Below are 25525 nucleotides of genomic sequence, written 5' to 3'. Positions count from 1 at the left end.
TGCCTAAAGAAATCTTAAAGTTATAAAAATGGAGAATACTAAATGGAAGTGATAACGGACCTGATTGGTCAGTTAAACGGAATCGTATGGGGTGTCCCAATGCTGATTCTGATCCTTGGGGTTGGCATCTACCTTACCGTAGGTCTTAAGTTCATGCCTATCTTGAACATTGGTCGAGCGTTTAAATTGATGTGGAGTGGTCGAACGTCTGGTGGTGAAGGTGAAATTCCTCCATTTCAGGCTTTGATGACCGCGATGTCTGCAACGGTAGGTACCGGTAATATTGCAGGTGTAGCTACAGCTGTATTTATTGGTGGACCGGGTGCGCTGTTCTGGATGTGGCTAACTGCATTAGTTGGTATGGCAACCAAGTTTGGTGAAGCGGTACTGGCGGTTAAATATCGTGAAAAAGATGAAAATGGTGCGTACGTTGGCGGACCTATGTACTACATCAAAAATGGTATGGGACAAAAATGGGCGTGGCTTGGTAGTCTGTTCGCACTATTTGGTGCAGTAGCAAGCTTCGGTATTGGTAACGCTGTTCAGTCAAACTCAATTGCACAGGTGCTGGAATCTAACTTTTCATTCTCTCCTTTGGTTGTAGGCATCATCATCATGGTACTGGCGGGTGCAGTTATCATTGGTGGTCTAAAACGTGTAGGTAAGTTCGCAGGTGCGATGGTTCCATTTATGGCTATTGCATACATTGTCAGCGGTTTGATTATCTTACTGATGAATTTTGGTGAGCTAGGTGGCGCTATTGCTCTTGTGTTTGAACACGCGTTTACACCAGCGTCAGCAGAAGGCGGTTTTGCCGGAGCGACGGTTTGGATGGCGATTCGCTTTGGTGTGGCTCGTGGTGTGTTCTCGAACGAAGCTGGCCTTGGTTCTGCTCCTATTGCTCACGCGAGTGCGCAGACAGATGATCCTGTTCGTCAGGGCCTTATCGCAATGTTGGGTACTTTCCTTGATACGCTTGTTATTTGTAGTATCACAGGCTTGGTTATCATCATTTCTGGTGAATGGACAGGTGGTGAATCGGGTGCAGCTCTGACATCAGCAGCATTTGGTGAAATCTTACCGGGTTGGGGTAGTTATCTTGTTGCAGTCAGCCTTGCGGTGTTTGCGTTTACCACAATTGTTGGCTGGTCTGTTTATGGTGAGCGCTGCGCAGAATATCTGTTTGGTGCTAAAGCAGTACTTCCATACCGTTTGATCTTTGTGTTAGCACTGCCAGTTGGTGCGATGGCAGAGCTTAACTTTGTATGGCTACTGGGTGATACGCTGAACGCAATGATGGCGATTCCAAACCTGATAGCGCTTGCGGTGCTTAGTCCAGTTGTCTTCTCTCTTACAAAGAGCTACTTCTCTTCTGAAAAAGCTGACAGCGCTTCGGCTACTAAGTAACTCATCTCTAATTGCTGCTCCTTATCCCGCATAAGGAGCAGCCTCTTCACTACAGAGCTATATACAAAAGAACGATATACAAATGGAGTTGGTATGGTCACTGCAGAAGCTGTGATTGATCTTGATGCTGCGCGGAATAATTACATAAGGCTCAGGGGTATGAGCAAGTGTGGGTCTGTTATCGCGGTTATCAAAGGAGACGCATACGGACATGGTGCAACTGAAGTTGCCAAAGCGTTGGATATGGCGGATACATTAGCGGTATCACGTATTGAAGAAGCCATAGAGTTACGAGAGGCCGGAGTTGAAGTTCCAATATTGCTATTGGAGGGCTGCTTTTGTCGAGAAGATCTGGTTGTAGCTTCCAGTAAAGGATTCCAGATTGTAATTCATGACAGAGCACAACTTGAAGATTATGAAGCGGTGCAGCTCGACATCCCGGTTGCTACTTGGCTCAAGATCGACACAGGAATGCATCGTTTAGGTGTCCAGCCTAATGAGGTCCCAGATTTTGTTGAGCGTATTACTAATAGTGGTAATGTCAGCGGACCTCTAAACTTTGTCAGTCATTTCAGTTGTGCTGATGATAGGCATTCTGCAGTTACTGGCGAACAGGTCGAAAAATTCAAATCCGTCGTGAGCCAGTATAATGGCCAAAAATCTATCGCGAACTCTGCTGGCATACTCTATTGGGATTCTGCGCATTTTGATAAGGTTCGGGCAGGCATTGCACTCTATGGTATTTCACCTGGTGAAGAATTTACGGGCAGCGACTATGAGTTAACACCTGTGATGACGCTTCGTTCCAAGCTTATTTCAATTCGGGAGCATCAGGCTGGAGAACCCGTGGGATATGGCGAAACCTGGAGAGCAAATCAGTCGACAAAAATCGGTGTGATTGCGATGGGTTACGGGGATGGTTATCCAAGGCTCGCTCCTGTGGGAACACCTGTATGGGTGAACGGAAGGGTCGTTCCAATTGTGGGTAGAGTCTCAATGGATATGATCACGGTCGATTTAGGGGCCGATTCTTATGACTCAGTCGGTGACAGAGTAGAGTTTTGGGGAGAGCATCTTCCGATAGAACAAGTCGCCACCCATATCGGGACGATACCTTATGAGCTGACGATAAAGCTAACAAAAAGGGTGGTGAAAACGTTCAAAGGTGTATAGGCTAGCACGCATCGATTTTTGAGAGTCCCGATATGCTAGAAAAACAAAACCTTCTTAAGTTAGCCAGAATGCAAATGCCGTTTGGTAAGTATGCAGGTAGGGTATTAATCGATCTTCCGGAAGAGTATTTACTTTGGTTTGATAAGAAGGGCTTTCCTAATGGGGAGCTTGGGGATCTCCTCAAGTTATGCTTAGCGCTAAAAATCGAAGGATTAGATAGCGTGGTTAAGCCCTTAAAGCGAATGTAACCTGCTACTGAAACACTCTATTTAATTAAAAGATCTACTATGCATTTTGATATCGATTTACTAAGACACCACCAACTGATCGAAGACGGTGAACTAGAAGGATGTTACATTCATCAACCAGCCCAAGGTAGTCAGCAAGATGACAAAGCCGTGTTGGCAGAACGCCACGCGTTAGAAAAGATGGGATATAAGGTAGTACAGGTTCAGCCGAAAGGAAGAACAACAACGTTTGCCGAGGCTATTCAAAAGTTTGCGAAAAAGAGAGGTCATAAGCTCAAGTAATAGATGAGTGTAACTTGCTAAAGCATCTTTGTTCAAAGAGCCACCCCCCCCAAGTATAAAGATTAAGTAGGCTTAGATGAGTTCAATTATCTCTTCCAGCGAGTGAGCGAGAACAGTTGCTCGCTGTTTTATCTCATCATTTGGTGGCAATAGGTCGGGCACCATTGCTGCCTGACAGCCTGCATTCAAACCAGCCAACATCCCGTTAATAGAGTCTTCAAGCACTAAACAATGTGACGGCTCGATGTTTAACTGACTGCTTGCCATTAAGTAGCAGTCGGGGTTTGGCTTTCCATTTTTCACATCTTCAGCGGTAATAACCGCATCAAACTGTTCCAGATAGCCTGAACCTTCAAAATGATGTTTTACATCTTTCAGGAAAGATGACGTAACCAGTGCGATTTTCAAACCTTCTGCTTTTGCTTTGGTAAACAGTGCATCAAATCCAGGCTTATAATCGGGTTGCCCTTTTTTTAACTGGCTAAGCTGAGAATCTCTTACATTTCTATATCGCTCTATATCCAGTCTTTCTTCAAACCATTCGATGAGCATCTGCTCACAAGCAGGATCCTGAACACCAATAAAATTGCGGTATAGCTCATCGGTCAGAGCAAGGTTTTGCTCGCGGGCTGCGGCTTGCCAGGCGGTTTTGTAAAGACCTTCGGTATCGAAAATCAATCCATCCATATCGAATAAAAGTGCGTTAATCATGATTTCTAGGGCTACTCAATCAGTTTAGTAAATATTGTTTTATATGACTTCAAACAGAACCATTAGTTCTAAATTTTGATTATGGTTTTATATTGAGCTCAATTTAACTTAAATCCTTAAATTTTATTACTTAATTCACACTTATGCGCTTGATTCAATATGCTCAACGGTCTAGTTTTATATTGAACATAATAAAAGCGCTTATAAATATAAGGATATTCAATGTCAGTCAGTCGCTCATCGTATCTGAGCTTTGCAAACTTTAGCGTCAAGAGAAAGCTACAGATACTCACTCTTCTTTTTATTGCTGTTATTTCTGGCCTGGTTAGCTACACCGTTATCTCATTAGCTCAACAGAAAAATGATGGATTGGTGATCAATATTGCGGGTCGTCAACGGATGTTGAGTCAGAAACTCACAAAAGAGTTTATGCTTGCTCTTCACGTAGCAAATCAGCAGAACAGTAAGCCAGAATTATCTTCCATCGAGAATACCAAGAAATTGTTTGATGTATCTCTGGATGCGCTGACGTCTGGTGGGCGTACCTACTTAGACCTTGGGATGAAGCAAGCTGTAGAGTTGCCGCCAGCGACCCAGGCCATAGCAGTGCAGTTGGAACAGGTTAAAAAACTCTGGTTGGAGCAGCAGCGACAGATCGAGCAGATTTCGAAAAATGGTTACGATGTTAAAGCTCTGGAAGCACTGAGTGGACACAGCGTGAAGGTACTGGCGTCAATGAACAAAGCGGTAGTGATGTTTAGCCAGGCTTCGGAAGACGACATTCTTGTGATGGAGCGAAACCAGATTATTGCTGCCATTATCTCGTTGCTTATCGCTATTGTGCTTTCAGGTATCATTGCCCGAAATATAGTAAATCCAATTAACCAGGTGGTTAAGACGACTCGTCGCATTACATCAGGTGATTTGAAAGACTATGGTGAAGACAAGCACCTGAACAATGAGATGGGTAAACTGACCAGTAACGTTGAGCAGATGAGAGTCTCACTGCATGATGTGATTAATGTTGTTCAACAAAATAGCCGTCAAATGGCGCACTCGGCGCAACAAGTTTCAGCTGTTTCGGCGGAAATCTCCTCAAGTAACCGACTAGAGCAGGAAAGCTCTACCCAGGTGTTGGAAGCCGTTAATACGCTACTGGATACGTCGAATGTAGTCAGTGAGCACATCGATACGACTGCTAATGAATCCAGACAAACACTCGAAATGGCGGAGCAGGGCATCATTGTTGTAAATGAGAGTATTAATGAGCTGAACATTGCAGTCGATTCGGTGAACCAAACTGCTGAGCAGATGCATGAGCTGAAGGCTTTTACAGAACAAATTAATGAGATTACCGAGTCTATTCACAACATTGCAGACCAAACTAACTTATTGGCTCTTAATGCTGCAATTGAAGCGGCGAGGGCAGGAGAGCAGGGCAGAGGATTTGCTGTGGTTGCTGATGAAGTTCGTAATCTGGCTGCACGTACATCTAGCTCCAGTGGTGAGATATCAGAGCTGATCAGTCAGTTAATGGAGAAAGTTGAGAATTCTGTTAACTCTATGCAAGGGGTGGTAGGTGCAGTACACCAGTCGCAGGAGAAATCTGCCCAGACAGTGGAGTCGTTTACCACTATGTCGGATGGTATAAGTAAAACGACAGAGAGCGCGACCGTGATTTCCAGCTACAATCAGGAACAAACGACTAAACTCAAATACTTGGATAGTCGCCTAAAAGATCTGTTTAGTGTGTTGATTGAAAGTAGTGGCAAGGCCAAAACAACATCAATGGTGGCGGGCGATCTTTACAATATTTCTGAACAACTGGATGGTCAGCTTCGAGGATTTGTTACCGAGCTAAACGATACAATTGAGACGGAAGGCAATGAACAGCGTCGAACGCCCAGGGCGCAAAACAAAGTTCGGGTTAACTTGATGCAAGCTGGTGTGACAGCGGATGGACTTACTCACGATATCAGTATGGAGGGGCTAAAAATCCGCTCTAGTTCCGAGTTTAATAGTGATCAAATGGTCACCGTTCAACTGTTTATGCCAGATGAAATCTCCAAAACTACGGGGTCGAGTTTGTCTATTGGCGCAAAAATCGTTCACAGTGTTCAGAAGGATGATTACTACACTTATGGCATTCGATTCGAATCAATTTCTGCTACAGATAAAGAAAAGATGAAAGAGTTGTTCTCTTTCTTTAAGCAGCCTTATCGATACAGTTAATTGAGGCGTTAACAAAAAACAGGCCAGCATGATTGCTGGCCTGTTTGGTATAGAAATGAACAGTATTATGCAGGTAAATACGTCAACAAGTGTTGTTTAACAGAGTCTGATGCAAATGAAGAGACCGCGCTTATTTGATAAATGGCAAAGTACTCTTCTTCTGTCAGCTCAAACTCCTCAATGACTTTACGAACTTCATCCGTCATCGTGGTGTTCGACACAGTGCGGTTGTCGGTGTTAATCGTGATTGGCACACCGTCTCTCAAAAACTTGCTGGCTGGGTGAGATTTTAGATCATCTACCGCTTTGGTCTGAACATTACTGCTTGGACAAGTTTCAAGCGCAACGTCTTTCTCTTTTACCAGATCGTATGCTTGCTGGTGGCCTTTGATATGAATACCATGGCCCACACGCTCTGCTCCAAGCATACTAATGGCATCAAACACGTTCTGACCGGAGCCTTGCTCTCCGGCATGGATGGTAATGTGGAATCCTTTCTTTGCAGCATATTTCGCGTAGGGAATATACTCTTCACAGAAACCAGGTACTTCTCCACCAGCTAAATCGAAAGCTGCGACACCATTCTCTAAGTATTTAGCACCGGTATCAATCACCTCATTAATTCTATCTTTTGGCATATGGCGCAAAATACATAGAATAAAATTACCTTTAATATCGTACAGCGATTCTGCTTTCTGCATGCCCTCTACGGCACTTGAAATGATCTCATCAAGGGACAAGCCATTTTGCTGGTGTAATAGAGGACCAAATCTCACTTCAAGGTACTTAACGTTCTCTTTTGCTGCGTCTTCAAACACTTCAAATGAAATTCGCTTAATCGCTTCTGCTGTTTGCATAACAGAAATAGGAAGTTCAAAACGCTTTAAGTACTCATCAAGATTTGGGCAGGTCTCAGGTGCGATCATCAAATCGCGGATTTGCTCGATATCTTCTGTAGGTAGTGAAATATTTTGTTGTTTTGCCAGATCGACAATAGTTTCAGGGCGAACGCTACCATCTAGGTGGCAATGTAGATCAATCTTAGGAAGGTCAAAATAGTTCATGAGTCTCTACCTTTATTAGGACAATAATCAGCGACAACAAAATCACCGATATTGTTGTAAGTGACAAAAATAAAGTTACAGACTTCATAATCAAGAGTTTAAGGCTCTTGGTAGAAACTCCCAAACCATATCATTGGGATTATACGAAGTTACGTTAAGTTTCATTCGGGGCGAAACTTGGGCGTGAATACTAACGATATTTTTATCCACTGTCTAAATCATTTGATACTAAATTGAAGAGCAATCGTTAAAATATTATTAATACAGCAGATTATAGTAGAGAATTGTTGGAAATATCCTCAACCTCCATGATTTAGAGGTTGAGGATTTAGAGGGAGATAGTGTCTATTTGCCTGCGAATACGACAATTACCTTGTCATCATCGAGCGTTCTTGAGAACACGTATGCACCGTCTTGTTTAATTTCAGCGTGTTTACCTGCGCCAATCGCCGGGTGAGCTTGTCTGAACTTGCCCAGTTTTTTCCAGTGAGTCAGCAAGGTTTGCTGTTTATCATCCAGTTTCCAAACCATATCTGAACGAGTACCCTGATGGAAGTCATCAGCGTAAGGGCCAATGTTCCGGCCAACCTCGTCACCGTAATAGACTTGAACTGCACCCGGACTTAGCAGAAGTGCGCTCGCAGCACCGCGCTGCATCTCAAATGATTTAAAGCGCGAGAAGAACAGCTCCGTATCATGTGAAGACATATAGCTAACTGGATTAAAGTCCGCCTCTTCAACCATGGTGTTTGCGTAGCTGTTGTATGTGCGATCCATTTCGGTTAAACAAACTGCACCTTTGTCCATTTTCTTCTGCATATCAAAGTTGATAAGCGCATCGAAGCCATCGTCAAAGTAAGGGCTACGGTATGCCGTGTGTCCCCACACTTCACCCATCATGAAAAATGGTTGGCCGTTTTTGCCGTTTTCTTTGCGCCACTGCTCTAGGCTTGAAGATGCCTCAGACTTAAGGCGTTTCCAGACATCACCCTCAACATGTTTAACGGTATCTACTCGATAACCATCAATACCAAAACGTTTTACCCAGTCGGTTTGCCATTCGATAAGATAATCTGCAACGGTATAACCTTCTTTGCTGGTGACTCTCGTTCCCGGGTTTTTTAGCAACCATTCAGGCGGGGTAACGTGTTTATCAGACTCAGTTAAAAAGTCAGGAAGACCAGCCAGGGAAAGTGTGGTGTCACTGCTGCCAGGAGCTTGGTAACCCGGTAGTCCGGTACGAACCCAATCCGGACCCCACCAGTTAGCCCAGTTTGGGTTTCCGTAATCAACTTGCTTATGGTAGCTGTGCCAGTTATCGTCGCCGGTTGGTTTCCACTTCGCCCACTGATCAGGCCAACTGCTTAATGGAGTGACCACATCGATACCATCAAACTGAAGATCGGCGATTGCTGAGTAGCCCGAGTGATTGAGCACAGCATCGAGCAGAATTTTTATGCCGCGCTTGTGCGCTTCTTCGACCAGAGTTTTTAAGTCTTCATCCTGACCAAAGTTCTCATCAATCTTAGTGAAGTCGCGTGTCCAGTACCCGTGGTAGCCATAAAATGGAAACGACCCTTTTTCTCCACCACCAACAAAGCCATGTTGTTGTTCAACGATAGGAGATAGCCAGATGGCATCAGTGCCAAGGCTCTGGATATAGTCGAGTTTTTCAATAACACCCTTAAGGTCACCACCATGGAAAGTACCTACTTCGTCCTTCCCATCTTTTTGTCTGCCGTAGCTTTGATCGTTACTTTGGTCACCGTTATTGAAACGATCTACCATAACGAAATAGATATTAGCGTTGCGCCAGTCTAAATTACCTGAACGCGCGGTTTTTTCGACAGGCTCTAGCAACACCAGTCCACCACTGTTCACAGAAGGTGTTACGGATACTTTGTTTGCTGAAACAGTCACGATATCGCCACTGTATGCGTCTCGTAGTTTTGTGCCGTCTGCATATGAACCATCCAGCATTACAGTGACTTCACCACCATCATACTTTTCACACTGCACGGTTGGCAGCGGTCGCTTAAACTCTGTTTTTGCCGCTTTCTTAGGCTGTCGCTTGATAAGAATCGTGTTAGCAACTGCGTCATACACAAATGCATAGTCACCACTAAAGCGGATTTTGATTGGGAGCTCAGTTGGCGCACCACAGTTTAGTGCCAGAGGGTTATTAAAGCGCACTCTCTGATTCTCGGGGTCCTTACATTCTCCCTTTGTATCAGTAATCTTAAGAACGTAGCTATCCTTAGTGAGTGGTACCACCAAAGGTTCCGCTTCTGACAGTGGGAAGTTACGGCTGTTGGTTGTGGTCGATATGGATAAGTTGGCTGCCATCAGCATCGGGGATACTGACGCTAGAGCCAAAAACAGAGCAGAGCGTTTCATCAATAAACCTTCCTATAGTTATTTATTTGAATGATAAATAAAGGAAGTGTCATCGACATCATTCTGTGCCCCTACGCCCCGTTTCGTTAACTTGATCAAATTTTGTCTGCTTTCTAATCCCTGAAGGGGCGTAGGACAGCGGAGTGTTCAAACGTTATATTAAAAAGGTTCTTTATTTGGAAATCGTCATGAAAACTGTTCATCTGATACTTATTTTGTCTGCTTTAGCCAACTGGCCTGCTTTAGCTCGGACAACATCGCTTTCTTTGCCTTGGTTAGAACCCATGATGTCTGAAGATTTCCGTGATTTTGATGTCAGCTCACTCAATCAAATGGAAGGGCTTTTTGATTGTGGAATCGAAGAGGGAAAAGAGTATTGCTCTGAACCGACTCGATACTACACTACGCTGGTAGACAGCTATGTGTGGGTTGAGAACGAGCAAGTAACGAAAGTAGAGTTACACGCACCGTTTAGTCCGGCTAACTATTCAGAGTTGCAGCTTAGTCTTCGAAAAGATGACTATGTGCTCTCTAAAGTGACTATCGGTGATACGACGATTGATGTGAAACAAGAGTTGCAAAGCAAGCCTGTTTACAAGGTTGATCGTGAAGTGATGAAGTTTATGAACAAAGGGTCGATCACCAAGCCTCGCAAGCTGATACTGGTGCCTAAAAGCCAGTTTGAGCGACCAGAGTCAGACCGCTATGCTGAGTTTATTAGCAGCGATAAAGAGATCATCATCCGTTTTTACCAACTCATGTAACTCTCACGCCCTAATTAACGGGCGCTTCCTGTAAGAGGCCGTTATCGCTTATAAACTGATCAATAACGCTTAAGGCTCTGTCCCGAATTTCATCACGCTCCATCGTCGGAACATGTTTGGATTTAGGAAAAAATACCTGCTCACACTGATTCATTAATGAACAAGATCTGTCGTGCGCTTCTTTGGTTACTAATCTGTCATTTCCGGCACTAAGAATTAAGACAGGTATCTCTATCTTTTGCAGAAACGATTCTTCGTTGACCATGTCCATTGAGTCGTACGCTTTGTTTAACCAGCGGTAAGTGGTTCCACCTATGGTGAGTTCTGGTTCGTAAATACGCCAGTAGACTGTTGCCAAGTCTCTTTCTGGATCAGTTGTACAGCAGCTCTTTTCTAGCTGGTAATCATCCCATAACTTCCAGTCACCATGTCCCAATACGTAAGAGTCGGAGAAACCGAAGGAGTCAGCCAGGTATGCCAGTGTCCGTACAAGCCATTCAGGCTTGCTTCCTGTTTTAATCCCGTACATTGGAACTTGTGCAATTAGCGCATCAAAGAAACCGGGATACTCACCTACGTAGCGGGTTGCAATATGTCCACCCAAGCTTGTTCCCATTAAATACACAGGGGACTCGATGTCAGGTGGCATCACCTTGGTACGCAGATGGTGCAAGGCTTCGGTGTACGTCGCAAAATCATCGATGAACACTTTGTGGCTGTTTTCGAGCCATCTTGTGGATTTACCATGACCGGGCAGATCCAGAGCCCAAACCTCAAGTCCAAGGCTTAACATGTCGCGGAACAACTCGTAGTTGAACTCAGGAGACTCCATTATCCCGTGGACCATAACTATGGTACCTCGCTTGGGCATCTCTGGTTTGATGGAAACGTAGCGAATAGTCAAATCAGGTCGAAGTTTGAAAGTATTCCATACCGCTGATTCTGGCTGTGTCATTCTCTCTGGCAGATGCTTTGGAGGGTACTCCAGTGCAATGACAGAAGTTGACATCATTGTGGACAGGAATAGTGACAAGAATAAGGTGATTAAAACTTTCATGACGATGTACTTTATTCAGCTGATATCCAAGTTATATATTATTTGGAGTTAATGCTCTACTTTGTTTTCGCGGACATGATGACTCGGACATCAATTCGGGTTCTGTTCTTTCGGATGACGGTTTAGGAAGCTAATCATTGCACTTTTATCTAAGTATCCGTCAGACTTTTTATGTGCCCTTAGATACTGGTAACCAGATACAATCAATCGGTATTGCAATTGCTCTGCTTCCGTCATCGGCTTCTTGGTAACCGCTTGGTGAGCAATTTCTAATGCTTCCATATCAACCACTTCTGCTTGTCGATAAAGATAACCACAACCCGTTGCAAGCCACTCCAGTGAGCAGTTTGCTTTAATTGCTATTTGATTGGCTTTGGACAAACTAGGCTCGCTGCCTTTTAGGTATTTTCGGATCAACCCTTCGCTTAAATCGACTCTTCTAGCGAAGCCGCTGATGCTTTCTTGGCCTATTAATGATTGTAATCTTTCTGCGAAACTCATGAATTCGTACTCTGGTTCGAAATTGATCTTTTTTACCATTGAGAGTCAGGATAAACAAGCATAGGATGAACCCCATAAGACAAACGGGAGGGCTACCAGATGGTAGATAAAGTATCTTTAGTTTCAAAGGAAATAGCACCACAAGGGCCAGAATTTTCTGAGTTGGTTCAGGGCTACTGGAGAATGGCTGACTGGGGAATGTCACCACAGGAGCGTCTTGCTTTTTTGAAACAACATGTCGAGCTGGGTGTTACTACTGTTGACCATGCGGACATCTATGGCAATTACGAATGTGAGAAGCTGTTCGGTGAAGCTCTGGCCCTCGAACCTTCTTTCCGCGACCAGATTGAAATTGTGACTAAGTGCGATATCAAACTGTGTTCGGATAAGTTTCCTGAGCGCAAAGTGAACCATTACGATACAAGCAAGCAGCACATTGTGGAGTCGGTGAACAGCTCACTTGAGCGTCTGAATGTCGAAAACATCGATATACTGTTAATTCACCGCCCAGACGTACTGATGGAAGCGGATGAAGTGGCTGAAGCTTTTGCTGAACTCAAGCAAGCAGGGAAAGTATCACACTTTGGTGTTTCTAACTTTTCACCGCGTCAGTTTGAGTTGCTTCAATCTCGCCTGGATGTTCCGCTTGTCACCAACCAGGTAGAAATTAACCCGCTGAACTTCGAGGTAGCCCATGACGGTACGTTGGACCAACTCCAGATGTTAAGAACTCGCCCAATGGCCTGGTCATGTCTTGGTGGCGGCTCTATCTTCTGGGGAGAAGAAGAGCAACACGTTCGTGTGCGTAACGAACTTGAAGCGATCAAAGAGGAGGTGGGTGCCGCCTCGATAGATCAGGTGATTTATGCCTGGGTTAGACGCCTTCCTTCAAATCCACTGCCAATTATTGGTTCAGGAAAAATGGACCGTGTAAAGACAGCAATAGAGGCATTAAACATTGAACTGACACGCGAGCAGTGGTTCCGAGTTTGGGTTGCGTCTAAAGGTCACGGTGTGCCATAGAAACTAAGTATTTGAACACAAGAGCGCCACTCTGATGCAATGTTAGAGTGGCGTTTTTCTAAGTGCTTAACAGCAACATGAACCTGATTTACTGTTCGTCGAACAACCTGACGGTGCACATGTTTGTTTCTCGCCATTCATCACAGAGGCAAAGTAATTGTTCTTTAGGTAGTAGCCACCGAATCTTTCAATAAAATCTTCTGGTACCGTTCTTTGTGGCAGTCCTGACTCGATTAAAGCAGATTGCCATTGTTGTACTTTAGGAAAGCCTTCCAGCATATCAATACCAGCATGTTCCTTAATCACGAATGCACGATGTAAAAGCGGTAGCCACGCAATATCTACATTAGAGATGTAATCGCCTTTAAAGAATCGTGTGTCTCCAAGTTTTGCTTCTGCTTTTGCAAACGACTTAGCCAGATTAGCAAGACGAGTTTCGTAGGTCTCGTTATCTTTACTCGACATGGTGCTGCACTGTGGCATGTAGTGTTTGCTTGCCTGATATGACCACGCTCGATCCAATGCTTTTTGTTCTGGGGTCAGTTCTTCAATTGGTGCGTATTTGTCGTCGAGATACTCAACAATTGCATCAGATTCGAACAAAACGGTCTTGTCTTCGGTTACCAATACAGGTACCTGACCATTCGGTGAGATATCTAAAAACCACTGCGGTTTATTGTTTAGTTCGATGTATTCAATTTCGTAAGGCACTTCTTTCATCTCCAGAGCACCCATTACACGTTGTACAAAAGGACAGTTTTTGAAGCTGATTAGTTTGATCATTAGTTTTCCTCTTTAATAAATTTTAATGTCACAAGTAAGACGGGTGCGTTTCCAAAAAGACGAAAAAAAGATGAAATATTTTTGTCGGAGATTTTTACGTTGGTATAGTGAAAAGAAATTTCTACCTAAGGGCTATTAGAAATGAACGTTGAAAAAGTATGGTCGGAGTATCAATCCAGCTTGAGAGGGTTTTTACATAAAAATCTATCAAATCAAGATGATGTAGATGATCTTTTACAAGATATCTTTCTTAAAACCTACAAAAACTTTTCCACCATTAATGACAGCAATAAGATCAAACCCTGGCTTTTTCAGGTTACCAATAATGCAATTATGGATTTTTATCGCCAGCGGGCCAAAGAGGAAGGGGTAGCAGACGAGGAACTATGGCACAAGGAACCTGAAGAAGATATTAAACGAGAGCTATCTATGTGTGTGGCTCCGTTTATCAATAGCTTGCCTGAAGAGGATGCAGCACTTTTGACTGCTATTGAGTTAGAGGGAATGTCACAAAAAGAGTACGCTGAAAATCATGGATTAAAGTACTCCACCTTAAAATCCAAAGTCCAGAAGAGTCGAAAGCAGTTACATGGAGTGTTCAGTGAATGCTGTGACTTTACCCTTGGTAGTAAAGGCGGGGTTGTCGATTATCAAGCCAAGAAGAAGGGTTGTAGTGGCTGTTAACTTAATTTCTCCGATCCACTTATCTGCTCCAGTTACCATTCACTCCAGATAGCACCCATTTATCGCATCGAAAAGAAAGCTCTATTTCTCGTCTATATGCTTTAACTAAGCAAAATGAGAAAGGAATAGAAACATGCTTAGACGAGTGATATTGCCATCTATTGTAGGGTTGTCTGTATTGTTAGGCGGTACAAGTGCTGCCGTTGCCGCGATACCGAACAACTTTATCGCAATGTATAACCAGGCGGCGATGGGGGATACCGATAAAACAGAACCCGTCAATCAAGCTCTTAGCGAACTCGTAGCAAGAGAAGGGGCAACCGCCTTAAACCTTGTTTATCTGGGTAGTTCGGAAACCTTGTTGGGCCGTGATGCTTTTTTACCATGGAACAAAATGAAACATGTTGAGAAAGGTATCGCTCAGATCGATAAGGGTTTATCTCTTTTAAAATCAAACCAGAATGAAGAAGAGTTGGTGATGGGGCTACCTTATTCATATCTGGCACAAGCGAATGCTGCGGTCGTTTTTACCACCTTACCATCTATGTTTAATCAGTTTGACAAAGGCTATGAGCTGTATCTGGAACTTCTGTCTCAGAAGGATTTCCAGACTTACTCACCTGATGCGACTGCCTGGATATACGAATATGCAATTCAGGCAGCCAAAAATGCGGATGATACGAGTAACGCAAAGCTTTGGTCTGCTCAACTGCAAAGCATGAAAACGGTTGAGTGAGGCTGAGTATGATTCAGTATAAAAACATCTCGAAGCAATACGACTTAGGCAAACAGAAGGTTCGGGCGCTGAATGGAGTATCTGGACAAATAGAGCAAGGAGAGATGGTTGCACTGTGTGGTCCGTCTGGCTCTGGAAAAAGCACGCTCCTGAATATTCTTGGGCTCCTTGATAGTGAGTTTCGAGGGGAAATTTTGCTTAACGGTGAACCGTATCCCACCTCGATATCCGAGTCTGCCAAGTTACGTCGTAGTCACTTTGGCTTTGTATTTCAGAAATTTAACCTGATTCCAGTAATGACAGCGTTGGAAAACGTCGCCTACCCACTGTTTCTTAATGGACATAGTCGAGAGGAACAACAAGAGTTGGCCAAAGCTATGTTAGATAAGGTGGGTCTTTCAGAGTTTCTTCATCACCGGCCAGATAACCTGTCTGGTGGCCAGCAGCAGCGTGTCGCCATCGCAAGAGCGCTCGTACATAAGCCTCAGCTAGTCATCGCTGACGAACCTACCGCCAGCCTGGACAGTGATACCGCGAATATGATTATCGACATTATGCGATCACTCGGTCATGAGTTTAACACCACTTTTATCGTTGCTACTCATGACGCAAGAATGGCAATGCGTTGTGACCGAACCATTGAATTGCTGGATGGTAAAGAGAGCCGTTTAAGGGAGGTTGCATGAACGTATTAATTCCTTATTCAATCAGAATCACCTGGCTTAACTTGTTGAGAAATAGCCGACGTAGTTCTCTGTCGATTTTGATTGTTGCTATTGCGGTATTTGCTTTAGTCAGTGCTGGTGGTTTTGGGTTGTATACCTATGACTCACTGAAAGAGATGGCATCGCGAGATAGCGGCCACCTGACATTAAGTACTCCGGGTTACTTCGAAAAAGATGAAGACATGCCCCTCAGCAATGGGTTGGCAAACCTAGATAACCTGACCCGTCGATTGCTGACACATGATGAAGTCCGAGGAATTCAGCCACGTATTTACTTCACAGGACTGGTATCCAACGGCAATAAATCCACCATATTTGTTGGCACTGGCGTGAATGAAAAAGAGTTCGACATGAAAGGGCCGTTTTTGTCTGTGCAATCGGGTCAGACTCTATCATCAGTAACAAGCAGTCGTTACGATGTCGGAGAGCCAGAGGTGATGCTGGCAAAAGAGCTGGCGAAGAACCTCGGTCTGAAAGTTGGTGACTGGGCGACGTTATTGGCGACAACCAGCGAAGGGGCATTGAATGCTTATGACTTCAAAGTAAGGGGGATTTACTCAACGGGCATTCCTGAACTTGATAAGCGGCAGCTCTACATTCACTTGTCTATGGCACAAGAGTTATTGGTCACAGAGAAGGTGAGCACTTTGTCCGTTTTCCTATTTGATAAACAAGACACATCCCAGATACATGCTTTGGTGGGTGAAGAGCTCAGCGCTCTTGGATTCGCTCAGCAAATTGAAATCACTCCGTGGCAGGAAAGGGCGTTCTTCTATAAAAAAGTTAAAGACCTTTATGACCGTATTTTCGGAATCATGGGGGCAGTAATGGCGCTGGTGGTTTTTGTGGCACTGTTTAATACCATGACGATGTCAGTGACAGAACGCACTCGTGAAATCGGTACACTTTCTGCTCTGGGAGCTTATCCAAAAGACATTATCGAGGACTTCTTACGCGAGTCTGGAATGATCGCTCTGATAGGTGCTGCCATTGGAGCAGTATCAAGTGGCATTGTTTCCGTGTTCCTCACATTCTATGAAATTCAAATGCCACCACCACCGGGGAGTAGTGAAGGGTACCCGCTATACATCTATTTTTCGTTTGAGTTAGTTTTGTTTAGTACGTTAGGCGTGTTGTTTATTTGCCTGTTAAGTGCCTATTTATCGGCAAAACGAGGCGTAAATAAACCGATTACGGAGGCTCTGACTTATGTTTAGTATTAAAAGTATCACGACCCTATTTATGCTGCTTAATTTGTCATTTGGAGCGTTTTCCCAAGAAGTTGATGTTGTTCAAATGCTTGAAAATGCGGACAGATATCGATTACAAAATGATGCTTCTAAGGTCGTTTCTAATATTCACCTCTATAAAGATGGTGAGCATGATAAATCCCGTATGTACCATGTTTACCTAAAGGAAAATCGAGAGTCACTCGTGGTATTTAAATCTCAGATTGAGAGTGGTCAAAAAATGCTTATGTTGGGTGACAATTACTGGTTGCTAATGCCAAAAAGCAGAAGACCTATACGCATTACACCTATGCAAAAGCTGTTGGGAGAAGCGTCTGTCGGAGATATATCCACGCTTACCTGGAGTGATGATTATAAAGGTGCATGGATTAGAGAAGAGACTATCACGAACCACCAAGACCAAAATATCGAGACCAATATGCTCGATCTAAGTGCCGTGACGAAGGGCGCCACTTATCATCGAATAGAGCTTTGGTTGGAGAAAGGGACGGATTTTCCGGTCATGGCAAATCTGTACTTAAGATCCGGGAAGATTGCGAAAGTTGCTACGTTCATCAAAGGAGAAAGAAACGGCCTGACAACGGTTATTTCTATGGTGTTGGCAGATAGAATTCAACCCAGCAAATCGACCGAAGTGGAGTATATATCGGTAGAGCCTGTTCGTCTGGAGAACAAGTACTACAATCCTGCGTACCTTTCCCGTAATGACCTGGCGGAGCTTTAAACATGTGGAAAGCTTCCTTTTCGATATTTCTGTGCGCGCTAATGGTTCCGCAAGCATACAGTGATGAACTGAGTCTTAATTGGGACTGGACTGTCAGCATGGATCAGATTGAGCATAGAGAGAGCGTGTTTTTTCTGCCAGCAAATGAAAGTAAAGAGAACACGGTAAACGCTCTTTTGGATGTTGAAGCCAGATATAAAGGATGGGTCGGGTTGTTCGCCCTCAGTGTAGATAACCTATACAGCAATGTAACAAGTAAAACGGATAGTGACTTTGTCGTACAGGAGCTGTTCACGCAGGGCAGTATTTCTGCTGGAGACACATCATTTGATTATTTGCTTGGCAAAGCTCGAATTGACTGGGGAGTAGGCTATGGATATCGGCCTCTGGATATTTTTAAACCCTATCGAAGAAATCCCGTAGGCATTCAGATTGAGGAAGGTGCTGGCACTGCGATGTTGTCATATTTCGATATGGATGGTGAATGGTCGCTGATATATACAGATTCAAGCTGGAACAATCAGAATGGCACAGAGCTACAAGAATTGAGTGAGCAGCAAGGTGTTGGGGCTCGAAGGTATTGGTTTTCCGGAGACTCTGAATATCAGGTGATTGCATACTACGACGATGTACGACATGGATTAGTTGGCACTAGCTGGGTCACAGTTATAGATAGCGCTTGGGAAGTACATATGTCTGGGCTGTATCAAAGGAAGTTTCACTCTTATATTTTGCCCGCAAGCAGTCAGGAACCTGTGACCGAAGGCGGGCAAACAAACGGTGTTCAGGGACTGCTTGGATTGAACTGGGCTAATGAAAGCGGTAATCAGGTTATATTGGAGTATTGGTACGATAATCGGGGATGGAGCAAAGGTGAGTGGGACAGTGCTTTCTCTGTAGTAGATGCTTTACCAGATACCTACAAAGATCTCGGATACTCTTATGCCAATGGTTTTAATCATGTGAATCTTGTTCAGCACAATATCATGTTGCATTGGAGCCTGGATGGAAGCGCTTTGTCAGCAACTCGCAACGAGTATCATTGGATGGAAAACATTACACCTACCTTTGATATTATCTATTCCCCTTCAGATAGCGGTTTTATTGCTACTCAATGGCTGAGCTTTTTAGTGCAAGATACAGGTGCTTCAAGGTTTGAAATCGAACTTGCCGCACGGTTTTATACCGGAGATAGTAACTCTGTGTATGCAAACTTGCCCGATAAGCATAAGGTCTTATTGAATCTTAAAGGACGTTTTTAATGGTAGATGTAAATAACTCGTCAAAGTCAGGCCGTTGGATGAAGAGCTTGGTAGTGACGACAGTTGTTTGTGCTGTTATCGCAGCATTTACGCGCAGTATCTGGTCGGGCCCATATTATCAACATTTACTGATTAGTTTGGGTTTTGGTTATAGCTCAATGTTGAGCTCATACCTATTCAGGCAATTCTTGCCTAATTTAACCTCTCTTACGAACAGCCTTTTGTCCATTTGCTGTGCGGTTGGTATAGGAACGGCTCATGCCCATTTCTGGTTATCCACCTATGAAGGGTATGAAGCAAAAGATGGGTTGTTGTCAGTCTTGATTCTGGGGGTTGTCTTTACCGCTTTATGCTTTAACTACTTCTACCATCTGGAGAGAAAGTTGGTTGCAGAAGCCGAGCTTGAAAAAGTTAAACGAAAAGAGACAGAGAAAGAAAAAGCCTTGGTGTTGAGCCAGCTTAGCCAACTGCAGAGTCAGATAGAGCCACATTTTTTGTTCAACACATTAGCGAATATTTCTGCGTTAATAGAAAGTGATACAAAAAAGGCTCAGTTGATGATCAATAAGCTTACTGACTTACTTAGGGCTAACCTCAAGAGTACCCGGGAAGCATTGACGACAGTAGAAGCTGAAATAGAGATGCTTAATGCCTACCTCGGCATCCAACAGGTAAGATTGGGTGAGCGGCTCGAGTTTCGAATCGTATGTGATGAGTCTATAAAATCAATGTCCGTTCCCCCACTGCTCATACAGCCATTGGTCGAAAACTCGATTAATCATGGTATAGAGCCAAAGCCTGAAGGTGGAAATGTTGAAGTGGAATTTCATCTGGAAGCCGACTACTTGAACGTAAACGTGAGTGATAGTGGCCGCGGGTTCTCTGAGCACGGTCAGAAAGGTCATGGCATCGGGCTTGAGAACATTCGCAACCGATTGGAGATGTTGTTCGAAACCAAAGCGAAATTGATTATCAAAGAGAAAGCTTCGGGTGGAGTAGAAGCCCGTATTTCATTGCCAGTGCAGGATCTTGAAGCACTAAATCCACACACTCAAAGGATTGACTCGTGAGTACAGAATTTCCTACAGCCATCATTGCAGATGATGAACCATTACTGAGGCACCATTTAAACAAGATGTTGGCAAACGTATGGCCACAACTTGAGATTATCTCGATGGTTTCCGATGGGTTATCAGCGCTTGAAGATATTGAGCAAAAGCACCCTCGTATCGCTTTTCTGGATATTCGGATGCCCGGGTTAGATGGCATGGCTCTAGCGAAGAAACTTGAGCGGTTGAGTCACCCACCCAAAATTGTCTTTATCACCGCTTATGATGAGTACGCAGTAAAAGCGTTTGAACACAATGCGGTTGATTATTTATTGAAACCGCTGGATGAAGAGCGCTTGTTTGCTTGTTGTAATCGGCTAAAACAGCGGTTACGAGACGAAGAAACTACGTCTACGACAGACCTGTCATCGCTGCTAAAGCAACTCTCTCAAAACAATCCGGCTCCCGCTCCTCAGTTTCTTAATTGGATTAAAGCTAGCCGTGGAGAGGACATTCACCTTATTTCGGTTGAAGAGGTTCTCTATTTCAAAGCGGAAGACAAATATGTTTCGGTCTATACCTCATCTGCTTTGGGCAAGGAAGAGTTTGTTATCAGAACACCTCTTAAAGAGTTACTAAAGAACTTGGACCCTGACCTGTTTTGGCAGATACATCGTTCTACGGTGATAAACGTTGCGAAGGTTGAGAAAGTTTCGAAGGGAATCAGCGGTCATATGAACGTTGTCATTGCGGGTAACTCATTACCTGTGAGTCGCAGCGCACAAGGGTTATTTAAAAGCCTGTAGAGTAAAAATTCTTATCTATACTTGATGTTGTTACAAATTGATACACATAAACGTCAGAATTGATATAGCTCGGACATGAGTCCTATTGAAATTCTATAAATTTCACGATTAGTTTGTTGCTATTGATGGTATTTATATGAATAAGAACAAAATTCTCCTTGCTACAGCATTAAGTACGGCTGTGCTAGTAGGTTGTGGCGAGAACCAAAGCAAAAATCAAGCGATGCCTGCACCGCTTGTCATTACCCAGGAAGCGATAGAAGTAACACGTCAACGAAGCATAGAGTATGTAGGGCGTATTAGTGCACCAGAAGATGTTTCGATTAGTGCACAGGTAACGGGGTACCTTAAGTCTCGTCATTTTAAAGAGGGGCAGATGGTCACAAAAGGCCAGTTGCTCTATCAGATTGAACCAGCAACATTTGAAGCTCAGGTGGCAAGCGCGAAAGCATCACTGGCACAAGCGAATGCTGCTCTTAAAAAAGCGGAACTCGATTTTGACCGTGGTGAAGACTTATTGCCGAAAGGCAATATTTCTAAATCGGAGTTCGATACTCTGACGGCAAATAAGCTAGGTGCACAAGCTCAGGTTGAAGCTGCAAAGGCACAACTTACATCCGCAGAAGTCAGTCTTTCTCATACAAGAATTGTTGCTCCATTCGACGGAAGAATCAGTGAGAGTGAAGTTAGTATCGGTGATCTATTGTCACCATCTTCTGGTGTCTTGACTACGCTGGTGAGCCTCGATCCTATCCATGCAAGCTTCAATGTCAGCGAAAGAGAAAGGCTTGAGATGGGGATGGATGAAGCGAGTGGCGATGGTTCCGGGGCATCTCAACTCGCGGAAGTTCAGGTAATCCTTGAGAACGGAGAGGCTTATCCAGAAGTAGGGCAAATTGATTATATTGGCAACCGAATTGATCTGAATACGGGTACCATTGGTATGCGTGCTGTTGTCGCTAACCCTGAGCAAGTCTTGCTTCCTGGCCAGCACATTAAAGTCTCCTTGCGTGAAAAAGCGTCTTCAAAAGCTGTAACTATTCCTCGCCGGGCAGTTCAGACAGACCTGGAAGGTGATTTTGTCATGTTACTGACAGAAGGTAATATTGCAGAGCGTCGTAACGTGGTTCTTGGTAAACAAGTTGAAACCGGAATAGTCATCAAAGAAGGGCTATCTAAGGGTGATGTTGTTATCACTAAAGGGCTTCAGCGCGTAAGAAATGGTGTTCCGGTCAGAATAGACGAAGCAGCCCAGTCAAATGTAAATCCTGCAAGCGAGGGTTAAGGTATGCTGAGTCGCTTTTTTATTCAGCGCCCAAAGTTTGCGCTGGTAATCTCTATTATCCTCACATTGGCTGGTGCGATCTCCCTTACACAGCTGCCGATTGCTGAATATCCGAAAATCAGCCCACCGTCGGTGAGTGTGACAGCGTTCTATACAGGCGCGAGTGCAGAAACGGTAGAACAAGCCATCGCCGACCCTATAGAGTCATCGGTAAACGGTGTTGAAGATATGATTTACATGTCTTCAAAGAGTGCTAACGATGGTTCTTATTCGTTGAATGTTACCTTCGATGTGGGCGTTGATCCTGACATGGCTCAGGTGAACGTACAAAACCGTGTTACCCAGATAGAGTCCAAACTTCCTCAGGAAGTTCGCTCTGTTGGTGTGACTGTGAAGAAACGTTCTCCTGACCTGTTGATGGTGCTTAACTTCTACTCGCCTGATGGACGATACGATGACAAGTTCCTGATCAACTATATTAACCTGAATGTGAAAGATCAGCTTGCTCGCATACAGGGAATCAGTGATGTCAACGTTATTGGTGGTGGTGAGTACGCGATGCGCGTATGGTTGGACCCAGAGAAAATGGCCAACCTCAACCTGACAACTAGTGATGTTCATGCTGCGCTTGCCGAACAAAACGTGCAAGTTGCTGCGGGTAAGGTTGGTGCTCCTCCTTATAATGACCCTCAGGAAGTTCAGTTTAATCTGGTCACTAAAGGACGCCTTGAATCAGCCGCTGAATTTGAAAATGTGTTGTTACGTGCAAATAACGACGGTTCTTCGATTTACCTAAAAGATGTTGCAAGAGTTGAATTAGGCAAGAAATTCTACGATGGTACGGGTAAGTTCCGCGGGCAGAACGCTTCCATTGTGACTTTGTCGTTACAATCAGATGCAAATGCTCTGGAAAGTGGTAAAGCCGTCATGGACTTGCTTGACGGAATGAGTTCTACGTTCCCGGAGGGCATGGCTTACGAAACCAGTTACGATACAACGGTGTTTGTGGCTGAGTCTATCAAAGGGGTAGTGAAAACGCTGATAGAAGCGATTCTATTGGTTATTGCCGTTACCTACCTGTTCCTGGGGAGCGGGCGCTCCACACTTATTCCGGTTGTCGCCATACCAGTGTCTTTAATTGGTACTTTTGCCATCATGTTAATGGCAGGCTTTACCATTAACACCGTTACACTGTTTGGTCTGATACTCGCTATTGGTATTGTGGTGGATGACGCAATACTGGTTATCGAGAATGTCGATACCACGATGCGTAAAGATCCGTCTCTTACTGCTCCAAAAGCGACACTACTTGCTATGAAGCAGGTAACTGGCCCTATCATTACTTCGACCTTAGTACTGTTGGCGGTATTTATCCCCGTTTCGATGCTTCCGGGCATTACAGGGATCATGTACCAACAGTTTGCTTTGACTATATGTATATCCGTTGTAATTTCGTCGATTAACGCGCTGACTCTGTCACCTGCACTTTGTTCTTTAGTCCTGAAACAAGGGGGTGATAATACCGCAAAGTGGTTCAAATCGTTTAATCGTGGTTTGGAGAAAGTAACGGACAAGTATGGTAAGGCGGCAGGCTATCTGGTTAAGAAGTCGTTGGTTTTGGTTGTCTTCTTTATCGTTGCTGTGGCTGCTGTAGGTATGTTTGCTAAAACAACCTCTACAGGTTTTGTTCCGCAGGAAGATAAGGGTATTTTGCTGGTCAATGTACAGCTTCCTGATGCCGCCTCTCTTTCCCGTACAGAAGAGACGACCGAAAAGCTATCTGAAATAGTAAATCAAGAGCCGGGCATTGACGGTATTACGGTTGCTAACGGCTACGCAATGATGACAGGTGCTGCTGCGTCTAATGGTGCAACGCTTTTTATTAAGTTAAAAGACTGGGATGAGCGCCTGGCCATGGAAGGTGACCATTCTTCATTTGCCATTGCGCAACGTATTAACATCCGATCAGCAATGCAGCTACCTGAAGCGATGATATTTGCGTTAGGTCCGCCAGCAGTTCCTGGAATGGGTACGGCATCTGGATTTGAATTTGTACTAGAAGACACATTGGGCAGAAGTAGAACGGATCTGGCTCAGGTAATGGGAGAAGTCATTCAGAAAGCCAATGAACAGCCTGAAATACAACGTACCTTCAGTACGTTTAGGGCCAACGTCCCTCATTATTATGTCGATATTGACCGTGAGAAAGCTAAGCAGCTTGGGATTTCTCTGGGAGATATATTTCTGACGCTACAAGGTAACCTTGGTTCGCTTTATGTGAACGACTTTACCTACTTCGGCAAGAACTTCCGGGTGACATTGCAGGCTGATAGTGAGCATCGCAGTAATATGGATGATCTAAAGCTGTTCCACGTTCGATCTGCTAATGGAGATATGGTCCCGCTTAGTACTTTGGTTAGTTATGAACAAGTATTCGAGCCTGATGTGGCATGGCGTTACAACATGTATCGCTCCGCAGTGATTCAGGGGCAGCCTGCAGACGGTTACTCTAGTGGCGATGCGATAGCAGCGATGGAAAGAGTCGCGGAAGAAGTGCTACCTATGGGATATCAGTTCGAGTGGACTGGTATGGCTTATCAGGAAGTGAAAGCGGGTAATCAGGCAATATATGCGTTTGCACTTGCCTTGATATTTATTTATCTGTTTATGGTTGCTCAATATGAGAGTTGGGCGATACCTCTGGCAATTATCCTTGTTGTTCCAATTGCGACACTGGGGTCGTTTATCGCTATCAACCTCGCCGGTATACCATTGAACTTGTACGCCCAAATAGGTTTGGTCCTGCTGATTGCCTTGGCAGCTAAAAACGCGATTCTTATCGTTGAGTTTGCAAAAAATGAGCGCGAACAGGCTAACTTGCCGATTGATAAAGCAGCCGTTAAAGGTGGAACACTTCGTTTCCGTGCGGTGAACATGACTTCCTGGTCGTTCATTTTGGGTATAACACCATTGATATTTGCAAGAGGTGCTGGGCATATTAGCCAGAACTCATTGGGTATATCACTAACCGGTGGCCTGCTTTGTGTGTTACTCGCTGGTACGTTCCTGATACCGGGCTTCTATGCGTTTATCCAGAGGGGGAGAGAGAAAGCACATGGTGGTAATACAAAGCTAATAGAGTTGGATGATGATTAACCAGCGCTAGAAGCATATGGTTTGTTTGTATTGCTAAAAAATAGGGCACGAAAGTGCCCTTTTTTTTAAAAGATAAATGTCTAAGCTATTTCAAATGATTATATAGCGGGTTTGGGATTTAACATTTCTCCTTCGTAACTTATTGAATTTAATTAATTGTTTGATTTTCGTTTTTTAATAGGATTATAAAACCTTTGTTTAAAATT

At 44.1% G+C, this 25525-nt stretch carries 23 protein-coding genes and 1 riboswitch; of the genes, 17 read left to right on the top strand and 6 right to left on the bottom strand.

Annotated features, from left to right (window positions below; all coding sequences use genetic code 11):
• Window positions 1-42 precede the first annotated feature (42 nt).
• From SNR28_RS06140 to SNR28_RS06125, 4 genes are all read left to right on the top strand, one after another.
• Window positions 43-1407: an alanine/glycine:cation symporter family protein gene (locus SNR28_RS06140; protein ID WP_375748331.1), complete on the top strand. Its 1365-nt coding sequence runs from the start codon at window positions 43-45 to the stop codon at window positions 1405-1407.
• A gap of 93 nt (window positions 1408-1500) precedes the next feature.
• Window positions 1501-2580, top strand: coding sequence for an alanine racemase (gene alr / locus SNR28_RS06135; RefSeq protein ID WP_375748330.1), 1080 nt, complete (start codon window positions 1501-1503; stop codon window positions 2578-2580).
• Between the two features lie 32 nt (window positions 2581-2612).
• Window positions 2613-2828: a DUF3820 family protein gene (locus SNR28_RS06130; RefSeq protein WP_375748329.1), complete on the top strand. Its 216-nt coding sequence runs from the start codon at window positions 2613-2615 to the stop codon at window positions 2826-2828.
• 39 nt (window positions 2829-2867) lie between these two features.
• Window positions 2868-3110, top strand: a complete 243-nt coding sequence (locus SNR28_RS06125) for a hypothetical protein (RefSeq protein WP_375748328.1) — start codon at window positions 2868-2870, stop codon at window positions 3108-3110.
• Window positions 3111-3182: 72 nt separating this feature from the next.
• Here SNR28_RS06125 and SNR28_RS06120 read toward each other — a convergent pair whose 3' ends face one another.
• On the bottom strand, window positions 3183-3821 hold the full coding sequence (locus tag SNR28_RS06120; protein WP_375748327.1) for an HAD family hydrolase: 639 nt from the start codon (window positions 3819-3821) through the stop codon (window positions 3183-3185).
• A 222-nt stretch (window positions 3822-4043) separates the two neighbouring features.
• Here SNR28_RS06120 and SNR28_RS06115 point away from each other — a divergent pair, with 222 nt between their 5' ends.
• Window positions 4044-6053: a methyl-accepting chemotaxis protein gene (locus SNR28_RS06115; RefSeq protein ID WP_375748326.1), complete on the top strand. Its 2010-nt coding sequence runs from the start codon at window positions 4044-4046 to the stop codon at window positions 6051-6053.
• 65 nt (window positions 6054-6118) lie between these two features.
• Here the strand turns inward: SNR28_RS06115 and add are convergent, their stop codons facing one another.
• Window positions 6119-7117, bottom strand: a complete 999-nt coding sequence (gene add, locus SNR28_RS06110; RefSeq protein WP_375748325.1) for an adenosine deaminase — start codon at window positions 7115-7117, stop codon at window positions 6119-6121.
• A 67-nt stretch (window positions 7118-7184) separates the two neighbouring features.
• A riboswitch (purine riboswitch) is annotated at window positions 7185-7284 on the bottom strand.
• A gap of 178 nt (window positions 7285-7462) precedes the next feature.
• On the bottom strand, window positions 7463-9514 hold the full coding sequence (locus SNR28_RS06105) for an alpha-amylase (RefSeq protein WP_375748324.1): 2052 nt from the start codon (window positions 9512-9514) through the stop codon (window positions 7463-7465).
• Window positions 9515-9702: 188 nt separating this feature from the next.
• Here SNR28_RS06105 and SNR28_RS06100 point away from each other — a divergent pair, with 188 nt between their 5' ends.
• The gene (locus SNR28_RS06100) at window positions 9703-10278 is read left to right on the top strand and encodes a hypothetical protein (protein WP_375748323.1); all 576 of its coding nucleotides are present in this window, start codon (window positions 9703-9705) and stop codon (window positions 10276-10278) included.
• Between the two features lie 10 nt (window positions 10279-10288).
• Here SNR28_RS06100 and SNR28_RS06095 read toward each other — a convergent pair whose 3' ends face one another.
• Entirely contained in the window at window positions 10289-11335 is a 1047-nt protein-coding gene (locus tag SNR28_RS06095; RefSeq protein WP_375748322.1) for an alpha/beta fold hydrolase, read from the bottom strand.
• Window positions 11336-11425: 90 nt separating this feature from the next.
• A complete protein-coding gene (locus SNR28_RS06090) occupies window positions 11426-11836 on the bottom strand; it encodes an XRE family transcriptional regulator (protein WP_375748321.1) in 411 nt (136 codons plus the stop codon).
• A 99-nt stretch (window positions 11837-11935) separates the two neighbouring features.
• On the opposite strand from SNR28_RS06090, the gene SNR28_RS06085 reads away from it, so the two are divergent.
• Window positions 11936-12859, top strand: a complete 924-nt coding sequence (locus tag SNR28_RS06085) for an aldo/keto reductase family oxidoreductase (protein WP_375748320.1) — start codon at window positions 11936-11938, stop codon at window positions 12857-12859.
• Between the two features lie 66 nt (window positions 12860-12925).
• Here the strand turns inward: SNR28_RS06085 and SNR28_RS06080 are convergent, their stop codons facing one another.
• Window positions 12926-13642, bottom strand: a complete 717-nt coding sequence (locus tag SNR28_RS06080) for a glutathione S-transferase family protein (RefSeq protein ID WP_375748319.1) — start codon at window positions 13640-13642, stop codon at window positions 12926-12928.
• A 141-nt stretch (window positions 13643-13783) separates the two neighbouring features.
• Here SNR28_RS06080 and sigZ point away from each other — a divergent pair, with 141 nt between their 5' ends.
• The 10 genes from sigZ (at window position 13784) to SNR28_RS06030 (ending at window position 25319) form a co-directional block, all read left to right on the top strand.
• Entirely contained in the window at window positions 13784-14326 is a 543-nt protein-coding gene (gene sigZ, locus SNR28_RS06075; RefSeq protein ID WP_375748318.1) for an RNA polymerase sigma factor SigZ, read from the top strand.
• Between the two features lie 133 nt (window positions 14327-14459).
• Window positions 14460-15062: a hypothetical protein gene (locus SNR28_RS06070; RefSeq protein WP_375748317.1), complete on the top strand. Its 603-nt coding sequence runs from the start codon at window positions 14460-14462 to the stop codon at window positions 15060-15062.
• 8 nt (window positions 15063-15070) lie between these two features.
• Complete coding sequence (locus SNR28_RS06065; protein ID WP_375748316.1) at window positions 15071-15748, top strand: ABC transporter ATP-binding protein; 678 nt, start codon at window positions 15071-15073, stop codon at window positions 15746-15748.
• Window positions 15745-17004 carry an ABC transporter permease gene (locus SNR28_RS06060; RefSeq protein ID WP_375748315.1) on the top strand — a complete coding sequence of 420 codons (1260 nt, stop codon included), beginning with the start codon at window positions 15745-15747 and terminating at the stop codon, window positions 17002-17004. The genes SNR28_RS06065 and SNR28_RS06060 overlap by 4 nt, the downstream gene beginning before the upstream one ends.
• Window positions 16997-17761 (top strand): outer membrane lipoprotein-sorting protein, encoded by a 765-nt coding sequence (locus SNR28_RS06055; RefSeq protein WP_375748314.1) that lies wholly within the window; start codon window positions 16997-16999, stop codon window positions 17759-17761. Before SNR28_RS06060 ends, SNR28_RS06055 begins: the two co-directional genes overlap by 8 nt.
• Window positions 17762-17763: 2 nt before the next feature.
• Window positions 17764-19023: a hypothetical protein gene (locus SNR28_RS06050; RefSeq protein WP_375748313.1), complete on the top strand. Its 1260-nt coding sequence runs from the start codon at window positions 17764-17766 to the stop codon at window positions 19021-19023.
• On the top strand, window positions 19023-20093 hold the full coding sequence (locus SNR28_RS06045; RefSeq protein WP_375748312.1) for a sensor histidine kinase: 1071 nt from the start codon (window positions 19023-19025) through the stop codon (window positions 20091-20093). Before SNR28_RS06050 ends, SNR28_RS06045 begins: the two co-directional genes overlap by 1 nt.
• Window positions 20090-20878, top strand: a complete 789-nt coding sequence (locus tag SNR28_RS06040; protein WP_375748311.1) for a LytR/AlgR family response regulator transcription factor — start codon at window positions 20090-20092, stop codon at window positions 20876-20878. The genes SNR28_RS06045 and SNR28_RS06040 overlap by 4 nt, the downstream gene beginning before the upstream one ends.
• A 136-nt stretch (window positions 20879-21014) precedes the next feature.
• The gene (locus tag SNR28_RS06035) at window positions 21015-22163 is read left to right on the top strand and encodes an efflux RND transporter periplasmic adaptor subunit (protein WP_375748310.1); all 1149 of its coding nucleotides are present in this window, start codon (window positions 21015-21017) and stop codon (window positions 22161-22163) included.
• Window positions 22164-22166: 3 nt separating this feature from the next.
• Window positions 22167-25319: an efflux RND transporter permease subunit gene (locus tag SNR28_RS06030; protein ID WP_375748309.1), complete on the top strand. Its 3153-nt coding sequence runs from the start codon at window positions 22167-22169 to the stop codon at window positions 25317-25319.
• Window positions 25320-25525 lie beyond the last annotated feature (206 nt).

This window comes from Vibrio iocasae (assembly GCF_042245395.1).
Classification (GTDB): Bacteria; Pseudomonadota; Gammaproteobacteria; order Enterobacterales; family Vibrionaceae; genus Vibrio; species Vibrio iocasae.
This window is presented reverse-complemented; position numbering and strand designations above follow the sequence as displayed.